General features: G+C 59.2%; 14 protein-coding genes. 9 read left to right on the top strand and 5 right to left on the bottom strand.

The features are described 5' to 3' along the window. Positions 1-117 precede the first annotated feature (117 nt). A complete protein-coding gene (locus Q0802_RS10480) occupies positions 118-981 on the bottom strand; it encodes an MBL fold metallo-hydrolase (RefSeq protein WP_298917562.1) in 864 nt (287 codons plus the stop codon). A 63-nt stretch (positions 982-1,044) separates the two neighbouring features. Next, positions 1,045-1,287, bottom strand: coding sequence for a hypothetical protein (locus Q0802_RS10485; RefSeq protein ID WP_298917564.1), 243 nt, complete (start codon positions 1,285-1,287; stop codon positions 1,045-1,047). Between the two features lie 217 nt (positions 1,288-1,504). On the opposite strand from Q0802_RS10485, the gene Q0802_RS10490 reads away from it, so the two are divergent. After that, positions 1,505-1,789: a DUF2312 domain-containing protein gene (locus tag Q0802_RS10490; protein ID WP_298917569.1), complete on the top strand. Its 285-nt coding sequence runs from the start codon at positions 1,505-1,507 to the stop codon at positions 1,787-1,789. A gap of 108 nt (positions 1,790-1,897) precedes the next feature. Here the strand turns inward: Q0802_RS10490 and Q0802_RS10495 are convergent, their stop codons facing one another. Continuing rightward, complete coding sequence (locus Q0802_RS10495; protein WP_298917572.1) at positions 1,898-2,800, bottom strand: LysR family transcriptional regulator; 903 nt, start codon at positions 2,798-2,800, stop codon at positions 1,898-1,900. A 94-nt stretch (positions 2,801-2,894) separates the two neighbouring features. Between Q0802_RS10495 and Q0802_RS10500 the strand changes: the two genes are divergently transcribed. Continuing rightward, positions 2,895-3,971, top strand: coding sequence for a sodium-dependent bicarbonate transport family permease (locus tag Q0802_RS10500; RefSeq protein ID WP_298917576.1), 1,077 nt, complete (start codon positions 2,895-2,897; stop codon positions 3,969-3,971). A gap of 128 nt (positions 3,972-4,099) precedes the next feature. On the opposite strand, the gene Q0802_RS10505 is transcribed toward Q0802_RS10500, so the two are convergent. Next, positions 4,100-5,101 (bottom strand): D-cysteine desulfhydrase family protein, encoded by a 1,002-nt coding sequence (locus Q0802_RS10505; RefSeq protein ID WP_298917579.1) that lies wholly within the window; start codon positions 5,099-5,101, stop codon positions 4,100-4,102. 269 nt (positions 5,102-5,370) lie between these two features. Between Q0802_RS10505 and Q0802_RS10510 the strand changes: the two genes are divergently transcribed. From Q0802_RS10510 to Q0802_RS10535, 6 genes are read left to right on the top strand one after another with little or no spacing between them, the layout of a single operon-like run. Continuing rightward, positions 5,371-6,123 carry a GntR family transcriptional regulator gene (locus tag Q0802_RS10510; RefSeq protein ID WP_298917582.1) on the top strand — a complete coding sequence of 251 codons (753 nt, stop codon included), beginning with the start codon at positions 5,371-5,373 and terminating at the stop codon, positions 6,121-6,123. Beyond that, positions 6,113-7,018, top strand: coding sequence for a dihydrodipicolinate synthase family protein (locus Q0802_RS10515; protein ID WP_298917585.1), 906 nt, complete (start codon positions 6,113-6,115; stop codon positions 7,016-7,018). The genes Q0802_RS10510 and Q0802_RS10515 overlap by 11 nt, the downstream gene beginning before the upstream one ends. Continuing rightward, positions 7,018-8,508, top strand: coding sequence for an aldehyde dehydrogenase (locus tag Q0802_RS10520; RefSeq protein WP_298917587.1), 1,491 nt, complete (start codon positions 7,018-7,020; stop codon positions 8,506-8,508). Before Q0802_RS10515 ends, Q0802_RS10520 begins: the two co-directional genes overlap by 1 nt. Next, positions 8,505-9,263, top strand: a complete 759-nt coding sequence (locus tag Q0802_RS10525; RefSeq protein ID WP_298917590.1) for an NAD(P)-binding domain-containing protein — start codon at positions 8,505-8,507, stop codon at positions 9,261-9,263. Before Q0802_RS10520 ends, Q0802_RS10525 begins: the two co-directional genes overlap by 4 nt. Further along, entirely contained in the window at positions 9,260-10,810 is a 1,551-nt protein-coding gene (locus tag Q0802_RS10530; protein WP_298917593.1) for a trimethylamine methyltransferase family protein, read from the top strand. The genes Q0802_RS10525 and Q0802_RS10530 overlap by 4 nt, the downstream gene beginning before the upstream one ends. 7 nt (positions 10,811-10,817) lie before the next feature. Next, positions 10,818-12,149, top strand: a complete 1,332-nt coding sequence (locus Q0802_RS10535) for an FAD-binding oxidoreductase (protein WP_298917596.1) — start codon at positions 10,818-10,820, stop codon at positions 12,147-12,149. Positions 12,150-12,153: 4 nt separating this feature from the next. Here the strand turns inward: Q0802_RS10535 and Q0802_RS10540 are convergent, their stop codons facing one another. Further along, positions 12,154-13,557 (bottom strand): helix-turn-helix transcriptional regulator, encoded by a 1,404-nt coding sequence (locus tag Q0802_RS10540; RefSeq protein WP_298917599.1) that lies wholly within the window; start codon positions 13,555-13,557, stop codon positions 12,154-12,156. 137 nt (positions 13,558-13,694) lie between these two features. Here Q0802_RS10540 and Q0802_RS10545 point away from each other — a divergent pair, with 137 nt between their 5' ends. Next, positions 13,695-14,897, top strand: coding sequence for an aminotransferase class V-fold PLP-dependent enzyme (locus Q0802_RS10545; RefSeq protein WP_298917602.1), 1,203 nt, complete (start codon positions 13,695-13,697; stop codon positions 14,895-14,897). The last annotated feature ends 9 nt before the right edge of the window (positions 14,898-14,906 follow it).

Consider the following 14,906-nt stretch of genomic DNA (forward strand, 5'->3'; position numbering starts at 1 on the left):
CCAGAGAAATGCGGTGTCCAGTCTGCAACTTTTCCCAGACCGCCGGTTTTCGCAAAATTGCGCTACACATTCTGTTGACTTCGACCCGAAGTGTTGCGCGCGTCCCTGAACACGCCATCAGAGCTTGTTGATCGGCAATTTTAACATCACGTCGCCATTCTGATCGGGTTCGGGCATGTTGCCCGCCCGCATGTTAACCTGCAAAGACGGCAGGATCAGCTTTGGCATTCCAAGCGTTGCATCACGCGCTTGCCGCATTTCGACAAAACTGTCCTCGTCCTGCCCTTGGCCGATGTGGACATTTCGGGTTTTCTGCGCACCAACAGTGGTCTCCCAGGCGAATTCTTCGCGACCGGGCGCTTTGTAGTCATGGCCAACAAAAATGCGGGTGTCATCCGGCAGGCTGAGAATGCGTTGGATCGAGCGATAAAGATCATGTGCCGAGCCCCCGGGGAAGTCACACCGGGCGGTTCCGAAATCCGGCATGAACAACGTGTCACCGACAAAGGCTGCATCGCCCAGGACGTAGGTCATGCATGCCGGCGTATGCCCGGGGGTATGCATGACGTCCGCCCGCATCTGTCCGATGTGAAAGCTGTCTCCGTCGCCGAAAAGCCGGTCAAACTGGCTGCCGTCCCGTTGAAATTCAGTGCCTTCGTTGAAGACTTTGCCAAAGGTATTCTGCACCTCTGTGATCTGATCGCCGATACCGATTTTGCCCCCCAGCTTGTCCTGCAGGTAAGGCGCTGCTGACAGATGATCGGCATGCACATGGGTTTCCAAAATCCACTGTACCTGCAACCCGTTGGTTTCGACAAAGCTGATTACGTTGTCTGCGGATGTCGTGTTTGTACGGCCCGAGGCATGGTCAAAATCCAGAACGGAATCAACGATCGCGCAGGATGAGCCCTGGGGATCTTGCACGACGTAGCTGACGGTGTTTGTTGCTGGGTCGAAAAATGCGTTTACATGTGGGGACATTGTGCTGGCTCCCTTGTTTTGACCAGATTAGGCCGGAGCACTTCCTTCTGGCAAGGGTGCCCGCTATGCCAAGAAGATACCGAGGATCACCAGCATAAGTCCAATCACAGAAAGAAATAGCGCCGCGAGGTTCATCGGCAGCGCCTTTTTCAGCTTGGCACGCATTTCCTCATCCTCAAGCTGCGCTTTCCGGGCGCGCGCGATATAGATGACACACCAGATCAGGCCCAAAAAACCCGCAAGGGTCAGCAGCGCGCCGCCCCAAATGAGCAGATCAAAAACCGAAGTGGTGCCAGCGTTTTCCATGTGTGCAGCGCTACCCAATCCCTTTGAGCGGCGCAAGTAAAAGCTGGTGTAAAACTTAGGCCCGGAGATGGCGTTGGAAAGAACCTGCCGCCGCAGGGGCTGATGTCATGCCATTTTTCTCTTTCTTACGCCTCGGGTCATGAATGCCGCTTGCAGCGATGAGATCGGAGCGCTAGGCAAGGCCCGTCCGTCAAACTGGAAATGCAAGGAACCATCCATGAGTGATACTGCAACCGACCCTGCCGTTGTCGAAGCCCCGGGGGATGCGACCTACCGCGTGACCGCCAATGAGCTGCGTCAGTTTGTTGAGCGGATCGAACGGTTGGATGCAGAAAAGAAGGACCTCGCTGAGCAGCAAAAAGAGGTCATGGCCGAGGCCAAGGCACGCGGCTATGACACGAAGGTGATGCGCAAAGTCATCGCGCTTCGCAAGCGCGATGCGGACGATATCGCCGAAGAAGAAGCGGTGCTGGAAATGTACAAAGAAGCACTCGGAATGTAGTGCCTCCGGGAGCTCGATCAGGGTTAACGTAAGGCCAAACGGTTTTCGGATTGACGCGGCCACGAATGCTGGCGCCTCCCGTTTCAGCCGCGGGTCGGGCGCATTCTTTCAGCCGCCCGAATAAGATTTTTCTGGCGCGTCTGAAAATCGCGCCTGTACCAGATCACGAAGTGCTGGGTGGGGAAATTTTCGGGGGAGCGTCACCGCGAAAAAGGGTTCCATGATTTCCAGATCAAAAGGCGCGGTCATGACCGTTCCGCTTGCAATTTCATCTGCCAGAACCACGGCCGGCGCTATGGCAAGACCAGCGCCCTCACGCGCCAGCAACCGCACCATGGCCATGTCGTCGACGTTGGCTGCAATGCGCGGTTGTATGTCCAGGTTCGCGATCAGGTTCTCAAAGCCTGCTCGAATGACGCTTTCGGTCGGCAGGATCAGTGGTTCATTGGAAAGAAGGGATGTGAGCGAGCCGTAGTTGAGGCACTCGGGACGCCCATGAATGCCGACCGGTTGCTCGCTGAGCTTTTGCGCGGCAAAGGTCGAAGCGGACCCGCTCTGAGGCATTTCTGTCGTAAGCACCACGTCGAGCGCCAGGGTTTCCAGATCGGCCAGCAGTGTTTTCGTATTGCCCGATTTCAGGACAATGTTGCATTCCGCCGTTTCAAGCAACGGGCGCAGGAACTGGAGTTGAAAGTTACGTGATAGCGTTGAGAGCGCCCCGACCCGCAAGGGCGGGCTGGTTGTGCTGCTCTGCCGAAGTGTCGCCAGCAGGTCGTCGCCAGCGGTAAAAATCCGATACGCGTGATCAAGCGCGATCCTGCCTGCTTCGGTCAACACCAGGCTCCGGCCAACACGGTCAAAGAGATCATGCCCGAGGCGGGCCTCCAACTGTCGAATTTGAATAGAAAGGGCGGATTGGGAGACGTTCAACCGGGCCGCCGCACGCCCCAGGTGCCCTTCGATGGCAACCTCCCGAAAATAGCGCAGATGATGATAGTTCAATTGACCCATTGTTCTATTAAATAGAATGATTTCTTCAAAAAGATATATTTTTTTATTCTTTTGAGGCGCGGTATCAGCATCCCAATCACGAAAGGAACCGCCGATGGATACCCTCTTCACCATTCTCAGCACGTTGGTTGACCAGTTTCAGAAACCCACGCTCGCCTTCCTGATTGCAGGCATGTTGCTTGCAGCTTTGGGCAGCAAATTTGAAGTTCCTGATCCGGTTTACAAGTTCATCGTCATCCTTCTGCTGCTCAAAGTGGGTATGGGCGCGGGAATCTCTGTCAGAGAAGCCAATTTTGTCGAGCTTTTTGTGCCTGCCGTCGGCGCGGCGATTGTCGGCATCACAATCGTTTTCCTGGGCAGTTGGACTCTGGCGCGCTGGCGCGGCGTGTCGCAGATTGACGGTTTGGCGACCGCCGGCCTCTTTGGGGCGGTATCGGCGTCAACATTGGCGGCGGGCATGGCAATCCTTGATGACGGGGGCATTCCGTACGAAGGGTTCATCGGTGCGCTATATCCTTTCATGGACATCGCGGCACTTGTGACGGCAATTGTCATGGCAAAGCTGAGTGCTGCGCGGCGGACGGCGCCCGACGTATCCGTCAACACGGATGGTACACTGGCCAGGTTTGGGGCGGCCGGGCGGTCATCGGCACCCGCGGGTACGATCGAGCCCGGTCTGTTGCGTGGCATCCTTGTCGACACGTTCCGAAGCCCGGCGATTTCGGCTCTGCTTGTCGGATTGGCTCTTGGCATCCTTGCTGAACCGGACTCTGTCTATCGGAGTTTCTACGAACCCCTGTTCCGGGGCCTTCTGTCGATCCTGATGCTGATCATGGGGATGGAGGCCTGGCTGCGGATCGCAGAGCTACGCAAAGTTGCGCATGCCTATATTCTTTATGGTATTGCGGCACCTATCCTTCACGGTTTGCTTGGCTTTGGCGTGGGATATATTGCGCATGAGCTGACTGGGTTTTCTGCGGGCGGCGTGGTCTTGTTGTCGGTAATGGCGGCGTCAAGCTCCGACATTTCAGGTCCGCCAACGTTGCGCGGCGCGTTGCCTGAAGCCAATTCATCGGCCTATGTCGGGACGTCCACCGGCATCGGAACGCCGGTCGCCATTCTGAGCATTCCGATGTTCATCGCCTTGGCGGAGGTTTTCATCGGCTTGTAAGAAGGGCCAGCCCGAGAGTCGGCCGCGTTTTACCCGCTGGCCAGATTGCGGACCTTCTGCCAAAGGGCGCGAAGGTCCGCTTGGCACTTGCGGCAAATGAGTTCTCATCCATGACGCAAAACGGCCGTTCAGGGGTGAGGGAAGGCATTTTCCAATGACGATTGGTAGGCAAAGAGGGAAGCCAGGCCCCCGGTATGCACGAACAACACCCGGCTCCCTTCGGGTATTTCGCCGTTGTCAACCAACGCCGGGATCGCAGCAAAGACCTTGGCCGTATAAACCGGGTCCAGAACGATGCCTTCTGATTGTGCCATCATGGCCATGGCTTGCGCGGCGCTTGGCCCCAGCTGACCATAGCCGGGCGAGAATGCTCCATCCCAGATGACGACGTCAGCGTCGGTGACCGGAACCTTGCTGCCCAACAATTCCGAGAGGGCTTCAAGAACGGTGCTGATCCGCTGCGTCTGTTGCGTTGCATCGCGTCGCACGCAGCTGCCGATGACCCGTGCGGGGTGACCTATGGACCGCAATCCCGCGAGCATTCCCGCATGCGTCAATCCGCTACCGGAGCCGATGACAACAACGTCGAAATCGGCGTCCTGACTGACGACTTCCTCGGCGGCGCGCATGTAGCCCAAAGCGCCCAGTGGGGGATTGCCCAGAGCAAGCGGAATGACGTAGGGCACGCGACCTGCCTTGCGCTCAATCTCGGCGCGTTCACGCAGAGCGGCATCTGCCCCGGCTTCATCTTCGCCTGCAGCGTAACGCATGACCTCCGCGCCCAAAAGGCGCGCCAGCAGCACATTTCCATTTGATCCATAAAGTGCGTCCACATCCGGGACGCGATCCTCCAGTTGCACGATGGTTCGCATTCCGAGTTTCGCTGCCGAGGCCGCGGCCGTGCGGACAAAATTGGACTGAACGGCCCCGGTGATCAGGACGGTCTGCGCGTTCTTTTGCTGCGCCGCGCCGAGGTAGTATTCCAATTGCCGGGATTTATTCCCGCCCATCGTCGTTCCGGCCAGATCGTCGCGTTTGATGTGCAAATCGATGCCCAGACGGGCCGACAGATTAGGCAAATGTTCAATGGGTGTAATGGCGCTGACCAGCTCTGCTCGGGCGAAAGGCATAGACACTCCCTTTTTTGGTGATTGCAGTCACACGATTGCGAAGGCGAATGAGACATCCCATGGGAGCGTATCAGGTTGGTGCTCGGAGGTCCAAAAATCTGAACAGCTTGGTGAAATTGAGGGGTGCCACTGTGACGTCGGTCGGGATGCGCTTTGGGGTTTAAGCCAAACTTGCCCGCAAATTGATCCACAAAGGGGTGTTTCGAAACATGTGCTTATGGCCATCCACGTGATGGAGCCCGCAAAGGGGGATTGACTGGAAATTCTGAATGTATACAAAAAGTATACATTATGATGTGATCGATGTGAACCTCGCTATGCGCAAGATGACCAAGGATGAATGTCTGGACGATCTGAAGCATCGCATCCTGTCGACAGATTTGGCACCCGGGAGCGATCTGGATGAAACGGCCTTGGCCGAACACTACGGGATTTCGCGAACCCCAATGCGCGAAGTGCTGCATCGGCTTGCGGGGGCCGGGTATATTTCCAGCACGGAAAACCGCGGCTCAAAGGTCGCCTCGATGGACATCGGAACCATGCGGACGTTCTTTCAGACGGCCCCGATGATCTATGCAAACATCGCAAGTCTGGCCGCAGAGGCCCGGACGGGCCCGCAGCTCGAGGACCTCAAGGCGGCACAGCGGGCCTTTACCAATGCGACAGCTGCCAATGATGCGCAAGCTGCGGCGTTAGCCAATCATCACTTCCATGCCGTGATCGGACAGATGGCCCACAATCCTTATCTGGTGGCTTCGCTGGGCCGGCTGCTGATTGATCACACGCGTCTCAGCCAGCGGTTTTACAGGCCCGCGTCCGAAGAAGAAGAGCGCCGCATTGAAAAGGCCGGAGAGCAGCATGATGCGATGATTTCTGCAATCGAGGCCTATGAGGCACCCCTGGCTCTGGATTTATCTTTGCAGCATTGGGATTTGTCCCGGGATCGGATGGAGCGCTACGTGCGTCCTGATCCTTTGCCTGTCGATGTTGTTTCACTCAAGGATCACCGAAATGCAGTTTGAAGGTATCTACACGCCGCTGATCACGCCTTACAACGATGATTTTTCGCTCAATGAGACCGCGCTGGCCGAGACCGTGGAGCATCTGATCGGCGCAGGCGTACAGGGCCTTATCGTGGCAGGAACGACCGGCGAATATTATGCCCAATCCATGGACGAACGGGTTGAGATGATGCGCCGTTGCAAGGATCTCATCAGGGACCGTGTCCCGATGATCGTCGGCACCGGAGCCATTCGCACCGAAGACAGCATTGCCTATGCGCAGGCGGCCAAGGACGTGGGTGCCGACGCTTTGCTGGTGGCCACGCCGCCCTATGCCTATCCGACGGGGCGCGAGATTGCGCTGCATGCTCTGGCGATTGACCGCGCCGTCAACCTGCCGGTGATGCTTTACAACTACCCCGGGCGGATGAGTGTGAACATGGACGCGGAATGCCTCGACCGTTTGGGCCGCAGTCCGAATTTCTGCGCCATCAAGGAAAGTTCCGGCGATCCCGACCGCTTGCACATGCTGGCGCGGGACTATCCGCATATCGCGCTGAGCTGCGGGATGGACGATCAGGCGCTGGAGTTTTTTGCCTGGGGCGCGCGGTCCTGGGTCTGTGCGGGGTCAAACTTTGCGCCCGAAGCGCATATCGCGATGTATCGCGCCTGTGCGGTGGATGGCGATTTTACCCGCGGTCGGGCGATCATGTCGGCGATGCTGCCGCTCATGCGTGTGCTGGAACAGGGCGGCAAGTTCATTCAATGCATCAAACATGGTGTGACGATGCGCGGCATCGCGGCAGGCCCGCCACGCAAACCCCTGCAACCGCTGAATAAAGACGACAAACGCGCCTTGGAAGAGGTCATCCGCACGATGAACACCACCATTGCCGCCATTCCGGGAGCCTTTTGATGACCGACCTTCTGACCCGCGCGGAATATGCCGCCATTGCCGCCGAGCTTGATTTCCCCGCAACGCCCTTCATAGACGGGAAGTTCCGCAAAGGAACGGGGCCGATGATGCCCACACTGAACCCCGCGACCGGAGAGGAGATCACCCAAATCTCCAACGCCGGGCCAGAGGACGTGGCGCTTGCAGTGACAAAGGCGCGCGAGGCGTTTGAGCAGGGGCATTGGGCGCGCATGCATCCGTCGGCGCGCAAGGATGTGCTGATCAAACTGTGCAAATACATCACGCGGCGCAAACGGGAACTGGCGGTGCTGGAAAGCCTTGAGTCCGGCAAACCCATCCGTGACTGCGAAGAGATCGACATTCCCGAAACCATTCACTGCATCAAGTGGCACGCCGAAGCCACCGACAAGATTTATGATCAGACGGCCCCTGTGGGCGATGATGCGCTCTCTGTCATTGTTCGCGAACCCATCGGGGTGGTCGCGGCGATTTTGCCGTGGAATTTCCCGCTGCTGATGCTGGCCTGGAAGATCGGCCCGGCGCTGGCGGCGGGGTGTTCGGTGATCGTGAAACCGGCCGAACAGACCTCCATGACCGCGCTCAGGATTGCGGAGCTGGCCCATATGGCGGGCGTGCCGCGGGGTGTTTTGCAGGTGTTGCCGGGGGATGGTCCGTCGGTGGGTGAGCCGTTGGGCCGGCACATGGATGTGGATATGGTCTCCTTCACCGGATCGACCGAAACCGGCCGGCGGTTTTTGCACTATGCAGCCGACAGCAACCTCAAAAAGGTTGTGCTGGAATGCGGTGGCAAGAACCCGGCGGTGGTGCTGGCGGATGCGGAAAACCTCGATCACGTGGCCGCCCATGTGGTCAATGCCGCCTTCTGGAACATGGGGGAGAACTGCTCCGCCGCTTCCCGTCTGATCGTGCACCGCGATGTCAAGGCACCGTTGATGGCGCGTATCCAGGCCCGCCTGAGGGAGTGGAAAACCGGCGATCCACTGGATCCGGCCAATCATCTGGGCGCGCTTGTTGATGCAGGTCACGTGGCCAAGGTTGGTGCGTATCTGAAAGGCGAGGCGCTTGCAGGCGGGCAAGCCGACGGGCCGTTTGTGCCCCCAACGATCTATGAGGTGAGCCGGGAGGACCCGCGCGCGCGGGAGGAGATTTTTGGCCCCGTTCTGAGCGTCATTGAGGTCACGTCGACCGAAGAGGCCATCGCGGTCGCAAATGACACCGATTACGGGCTGGCGGCCTCGGTCTTTACTGCCAATACACGTCAGGCGATCCGCGGGGCCCGTGACATTCGCGCCGGGACCGTCACGGTGAACTGCTACGGCGAAGGCGACATGAGCACGCCTTTTGGCGGCTACCGGCAATCGGGGTTCGGCGGGCGCGACAATGGTTTGCACGCCCATGATCAGTATACCGAGATCAAGACGATCTGGATTGACCTGACCGATCCGGCAGACGGAGACGCAATCTCATGAGCCGCATCGGGTTCATCGGCACCGGGCATATCGCGGCCCCCATGGTGCGGTTTCTGGCCGGCAAAGGGCATCGCCTGACGGTCTCCGACCGCAATGCCGCGGTCGCGCATGCGCTGGCGCAGGGCCATGGCGTCACCGTTGCGCCCAATCAGGCGGTTCTGGACAGCAGCGATGTGATTTTTCTGTGCCTGCGCCCGCAGATCGCCGAGGCGGTGCTGGAGACGCTGGTGTTTCGCGAAAACCAGCAGATCGTTACCGTCATGGCGGGAGTGTCTCTGTCGCGGTTACGCACGCTTTGCGCTCCTGCCTCTAAGATCGTGGCGACGATCCCGCTGGGCTATCTCGAACAGGGCGGATGCCCCTTGCCAGCCTGTCCCGATGCGCAGCTGTTGGGCGCGCTTTTTGCCCCGGGAAACCCTGTGTTTGCCGTCGCCGATGAACGCGCGCTGAACATGCATTTTGCGGTCTGCGCAATGCTGCCGGGGGTGCTTGACCTGATGGCTACAGGCGCGCAGTGGCTGGCAGAGGACACGGGTGACGCGGCTCAATCAGATTTCTATGCCGCGCAGTTGATCGGCGGCTATCTGGGCGCCATGACCAAAGAGGCCGGGGCGCTGGCGCGGGAACGCGATGCGCTGGCAACAAAAGGCACGATCAGCCTGCAAATGACCCAAAGCTTGCGGGCAGCAGGCACGCATGCTGCGCTGCGTGACACCATGGCGGCGATTGGCAACAGGCTGGGGGGCGAGACATGAGTGTGGCCGCCGTCGGCACCACGCGGCGCGGGCGCGGCGCACGCAAGGCGCAGCGCCAGACCCGCGATGTGACCATGCTGCCCGCGTTGAAGCGGAACTTGCCCTTGACCGAGCCGATGACGGAAGAGCAGGTGGCGCGCATCGACGCGGCCTCAATGGATATTCTGGAAAACGTCGGCGTGGTTTTCCGCGACGAGATTGCCCTGGCGGATTGGAAGCGTACCGGGGCCGATGTTCGGGGCGAGCGCGTGCATCTCGACCGCGCGCTCGTGCGCGATTTGATCGCCACGATCCCCGAAACCTTCACCTATCACGCGCGCAATCCGGCCAATAACCTGCCTTTCGGCAAGGACCATGCGATTTTTGTGCCCATGACCGGCGCGCCCTACCTGCGCGATCTGGACGACGTGCGGCGCAATCCGACGCTGGCGGATCTGGCAAATTTCCACAAGCTCAGCCATATGCTGCCCGGCATGCACTCCTCGGCGCATCACATCGTGGAGCCTTATGATCACCCGATCAGTCAGCGGCATCTGCGCATCACCTATTCCTCGATGAAGCATTCCGACAAGACCTTCATGGGCATGACGACCAGCCCGAAGAACGCCGAAGATGTGCTTGATATGGCGGCTATTCTCTTTGGTGACGACTTCATTGATGCCCACCCGGTTGTGACCGGCAATTGCAACGGTAACTCGCCACTGGTCTGGGATGAAACCATGTTGGGCGCGATGCGGGCGTTTTGTCGGCGCAATCAGCCGGTGCTGTGCTCGCCTTTCGTGCTGGGCGGGGCAAATACGCCTGCTTCCGTCGCACCGACCGTTGCGCAACTGAATGCCGAAGCGCTCAGCGCGTTGGCCTATACACAGGTGATCCGCAAGGGCGCACCGGCGATCTACGGTCATTACCTCAGCACCGTATCGATGAAATCCGGCGCACCCATGGCGGGGACCCCGGAAATCAGCCTGATGAATTTCATGATCGGGCAGATGGCGCGGTTTTACAAAGTGCCGTGGCGCACATCGAACACGCTTGGCGGGGCCAAGATCTTCGATGCGCAGGCCGGGTATGAGAGTGCGATGACTCTGAATGCGGTGCTGATGGCGGGGGCCAATTACATCTGGCATTCGGCGGGCTGGAATGAGGCCGGCATGCATTGCTCCATGGCCAAATTCGTCGTCGATGCGGAGATGTGCGCCATGGGGTATCGCATGGCGCAGGGCATCAACTGGGACGACTTTGACGAAGCGCTGAGGGCGGTGGGCGATGTCGGGCCCGGCGGGCATTACCTGGGTCACCCCCACACATTGGAGAATTTCCAGCGCGCGTTCTTCATGCCGGAGATGTTTGACAACAACTCCATTGAGCAATGGCAGGCCGAAGGCAGCGTTGAAATCACCCAGCGTGCATTGCAACGCGCGCGCGAACTTCTGGACACCTATGAGGAGCCGAAACTCGACGTGGCGACGGATGAGGCCCTGCGGGACTACATTGCGCGGCGCGAACGCGAGATCCCCGCTGCCGATGCGCTCAACCAGACCGATTGAGGGGCCGATGCAGGTTACCCGTCTCCCACGTGATCCCGGCCCGGCGGGCTGGAACTGCCTTTTGCCTCCAGCCGCACCGGCACTGCCGCTGGAGGCAGATACCACCGCCGACTGGCTGGTCATCGGGGCAGGCTTTGCCGGGTTGTCCGCCGCAAGACGCCTGTCACAGCTTTGCCCGGGCGCGCGCATCGTCATTCTGGAAGCCGGTCGCGTCGGTGAAGGACCCGCCGGGCGCAATTCCGGCTTTATGATCGACCTGCCGCATGATCTTGCGTCCGAAAACTACGGCGGCGCGCTGGAGGCGGATGCGGCGCAAACGGCGGACAACCGGCGCGGCATAGATTTCGCCGCCGAAATGGCCGTAGATTTCGACCTGAGTGACGAAGCTTTTGCGCGTTCCGGCAAAATCAACGCCGCAGCCACGCCAAAGGGCCATCAGCACAATGAAGATTATGCCCGGCATCTGACCGCCATGGGCGAGAAACACACACTTCTGGATGCCACGGAAATGCAGGCGCTGACTGGCACGGACTATTATCAAAGCGGTCTTTTCACGCCGGGGGCGGCGATGATCCAGCCCGCATTATACGTGCGTTCCGTTGCCAGAGCGTTGGTGTCAAATTCAGTTGTCTTGCATGAATTGAGCCCGGTTACCGGTTTGACGCGCAAGGGTGACTGGACGGCCCAAACACCCAAAGGCAAGGTCACGGCCCCCAATGTGATCTTGGCGGTGAATGGTCATCTGGAAAGCTTTGGCCATATGACTAGCCGGTTGATGCATGTCTTTACCTATGCCTCGATGACGCAGGCGCTTTCTGCGGAGGCGTGTCAGGCACTGGGGGGCGCATCTACTTGGGGCGTGACGCCCGCCGACCCGCTGGGGACAACGGTGCGGCGCATTTCGGGCAACGGCGGTGACCGTATCGTCGTGCGCAACCGGTTTACCTTTGATCCGGGCATGGAGGTGGATGACAGGCGCATAGCACGGGTGGCGCAGGATCACGACCGTGCCTTTGCTGCGCGCTTCCCGATGCTGGCAGGCGCGCGCATGGCCTATCGCTGGGGTGGGCGGTTGTGTCTGAGCCGCAACAACGTGCAGGTGATCGGTGAGTTGGAACCGGGGCTCTGGTCGGCGTGTTGTCAAAACGGTCTGGGTACGGCCAAGGGCACTTTGGCGGGTGTTCTGGCGGCAGAGGGTGCGAACGGGGTCGGCTCTCCCGCGCTGGACCGGGCCTTGTCAGCAGCCGCACCAAAGCGCTTGCCCCCGCTACCTCTTGCGAAAATCGGTGCCTTTGCGCGGCTGCGCTGGGGCGAGGCGCGGGCGGGTCGCGAGTTATAAGCCGTCAGCTTGCATAGCGGGTGGCGCCGCGCCTTTTTTCATCCACCGGGTCTGACAGAACCACCGCATGATGCGCGCGCTGGTCACATGTGACCCGAGGGCAGATGCGGCAGTTGATCCCGATAGGCGTCATCCGAACAGCACTCAGGCTGCGCCCTTCGGCATAGCCGATGGCGTCGACATGTTCGGTGCTGCACCCCATCGCAACCGCCAGACGCACATCCTGCGCAAACCGCGTCACGCTGGGCCGGTCTACCGTACGGGCAAAGACAAAGAACTGGCTGCCATCGGGCATTTCGACAAATTGCGGCACGATGCGCCCCGGTGTGCGAAAGGAAGTGTGGACATCCAGCCGGGGACAGGCCCCGCCATATTCGGCCAGTTGGAAATCCGTGGAATTGAACCGCTTGGACACGTTGCCAGCCTTGTCGATCCTGAGAAAGAAAAAGGGAACGCCTTTGGCACCACGGCGTTGCAAGGTCGTCGCCCGGTGGCAGGCCTGCTCAAAGCTGACCCCGAACCGCGTCGCCACATGGTCGAAATCATATTCGCTGGCCAGTGCTTCTGCCAGAAAGGGGCCGTAGGGCATCAGCACCGCCGCCGCGAAATAGTTGGCCAGCTCAACCCGGCATCGCGCCCGCCCCAAAGCATCGCTGATACCGGATTTGGTGAGCAGGTCATCCAACGTGTCCTGTTGTTCGATGAGGCCGGTAACATGCACAAGCTGGAAGACGCGATTGGGGTGGTCGAGCGCTTCGGAAAGTAGAATCTCGCGCCGCTCCTCACTATATTCCCGCAGCGTATCGGGCAATTCGGCCACCGGGACAACGCGGACCTTCAAGCCCAGTGTTTCATACAATCGGGTTTTGAGCGCGGCGTAGATGTCATCGGTCGCAATTTTCTGACCGACCCAGAAAGCCTCAGCCGCCAGTTCCAGGCTGTGAAAATAATTATCGTTCTTGCGAAAGAAATTGTGGACGGAGGACTCAGTGGATTTGGGCAGCGATGTCTGCGCAGTGTCACCGGCTTGTGCAACGCTCATCAACTGGTCGGTTGCCGCCAGATAGGCCTGATGCAACCGCAAAAAACAGGTGGCCAGATCCGGGCTATGGGTCAACGCACCGCGCAGCTGTGTCAGATCCGGGCGATCCGCTTCGAAAAGAGGATCCTGCAAGACACCGCGCAAATCCGCCAGTTTGGATGTGTCATCGTCTTCGACCAGATCGCGCCAGTCGACACCGTAAACTTCGAGCAACCGTAACAGAACCGGCACGGATACACTGCGCTCGTTCTTTTCCAGAAGATTCACATAAGACGTGCTGATGCCCAGAGCCTTGCCCATTTGACCCTGGGTTTGCCCGTTATCCGTGCGCAGCCGTCGCAATTTGGGTCCAATAAAAGTCTTCATGACCATTCAATACTGAAAAGTTTACAAATTTACAAATGTTATTGTTTGTAAATTTTTGCATCCACAGCAGGACCCGGTTCCGTTTTACCTGCACCCTTGATGGTTGCATGGTTGACGAAATCTTAAAGGAGAGCCTCATGCGTACCGGTCACACCCATCTGTTCATCCCCGGCCCCACAAATGTGCCGGAAGACGTGCGTCAGGCCATGAACGTCCCAATGCAGGACATGCGCGCGCCAGATTTCGGGGATGTCACCTTAAGTCTCTTTAGCGACCTCAAAGGGATTTTTCGGACGGAAAAAGGTCAGGTGATGATGTTTCCCGGTTCCGGAACCTCCGCCTGGGAAGCGGCCATCACCAACACGCTCAACCCCGGTGACAAGGTTCTGATGGCACGCCACGGCCAATTTTCGACCCTCTGGGCAGAGATGGCTGAACGTCTTGGCCTTGATGTGCACCTTGTCGATGTTCCCTGGGGGGCAGGCGCGCCGGTGAAGGAATTTGAACGGCAGCTGGCGGCAGACACGGATGATGAAATCAAGGCCGTTTTTGTTACGCATAATGAAACTGCAACCGGCGTGACGTCGAACGTGGCCGGGGTGCGCAGGGCGCTCGATGAAAACTTCCATGACGCGCTTTTGTTTGTGGATGGTGTGTCCTCCATCGGATCGCTCGATTTCCGGATGGACGACTGGGGCGTCGATCTGGCCATCACTGGCAGCCAGAAGGGGCTGATGATGCCCGCAGGTCTGGGCATTCTAGCCGCCAGCGAGCGGGCGATGGAGATGTCGCAAACTTCGACAATGCGCCGGGCCTACTATGATTTCGCCGACATGGTGAAGATGAATGCTGATGGCTATTTCCCTTACACGCCGCCCACGCAACTGCTGCACGGGCTGCGCAAATCGCTCGACCGGATCGCCACGGAAGGGTTGGACAACGTCATCGCGCGCCACACGCGGTTGGCCGAGGGCGTGCGCCGCGGTGTTGCCGCTTGGGGTCTTGATCTGGTCGCCGAGCATCCATCGCTTTATTCCAACACGGTTTCTGCGATCCGCACGCCGCAGGACGTGGATGCGCGCGACGTGATCCGCATCGCCTATGAAGATTACAACACGTCGCTCGGCAGCGGGTTGGCGCGGCTGGCGGGCAAAGTGTTCCGGATCGGACATATTGGTGACCTGAACGAAGGTATGTGCCTGACCGCCTTGTCGGTCGCCGAAATGGCCCTGATCCGCGCAGGTGTGCGATTGGAAATGGGCTCTGGCGTTGCGGCAGCTCAAAGCTGGTTCGTCTCCGACGTGCAGACAGAGCAGCATTTCCATGTTGCCGCAGAATAACAGTCATCT

Source organism: uncultured Roseobacter sp. (genome assembly GCF_947495275.1).
Taxonomy (GTDB): Bacteria; Pseudomonadota; Alphaproteobacteria; order Rhodobacterales; family Rhodobacteraceae; genus Roseobacter.

Excerpts from the sequence above, each read along its gene's own strand:
- Q0802_RS10535 (WP_298917596.1), top strand. The coding sequence starts at position 10,818 with ATGCAGGTTACCCGTCTCCCACGTGATCCCGGCCCGGCGGGCTGGAAC.
- Q0802_RS10510 (WP_298917582.1), top strand. The coding sequence starts at position 5,371 with ATGTATACAAAAAGTATACATTATGATGTGATCGATGTGAACCTCGCT.
- Q0802_RS10485 (WP_298917564.1), bottom strand. The coding sequence starts at position 1,287 with ATGGAAAACGCTGGCACCACTTCGGTTTTTGATCTGCTCATTTGGGGC.
- Q0802_RS10505 (WP_298917579.1), bottom strand. The coding sequence starts at position 5,101 with ATGCCTTTCGCCCGAGCAGAGCTGGTCAGCGCCATTACACCCATTGAA.
- Q0802_RS10540 (WP_298917599.1), bottom strand. The coding sequence starts at position 13,557 with ATGAAGACTTTTATTGGACCCAAATTGCGACGGCTGCGCACGGATAAC.
- Q0802_RS10530 (WP_298917593.1), top strand. The coding sequence starts at position 9,260 with ATGAGTGTGGCCGCCGTCGGCACCACGCGGCGCGGGCGCGGCGCACGC.
- Q0802_RS10500 (WP_298917576.1), top strand. The coding sequence starts at position 2,895 with ATGGATACCCTCTTCACCATTCTCAGCACGTTGGTTGACCAGTTTCAG.
- Q0802_RS10495 (WP_298917572.1), bottom strand. The coding sequence starts at position 2,800 with ATGGGTCAATTGAACTATCATCATCTGCGCTATTTTCGGGAGGTTGCC.
- Q0802_RS10520 (WP_298917587.1), top strand. The coding sequence starts at position 7,018 with ATGACCGACCTTCTGACCCGCGCGGAATATGCCGCCATTGCCGCCGAG.
- Q0802_RS10545 (WP_298917602.1), top strand. The coding sequence starts at position 13,695 with ATGCGTACCGGTCACACCCATCTGTTCATCCCCGGCCCCACAAATGTG.
- Q0802_RS10480 (WP_298917562.1), bottom strand. The coding sequence starts at position 981 with ATGTCCCCACATGTAAACGCATTTTTCGACCCAGCAACAAACACCGTC.
- Q0802_RS10515 (WP_298917585.1), top strand. The coding sequence starts at position 6,113 with ATGCAGTTTGAAGGTATCTACACGCCGCTGATCACGCCTTACAACGAT.
- Q0802_RS10490 (WP_298917569.1), top strand. The coding sequence starts at position 1,505 with ATGAGTGATACTGCAACCGACCCTGCCGTTGTCGAAGCCCCGGGGGAT.
- Q0802_RS10525 (WP_298917590.1), top strand. The coding sequence starts at position 8,505 with ATGAGCCGCATCGGGTTCATCGGCACCGGGCATATCGCGGCCCCCATG.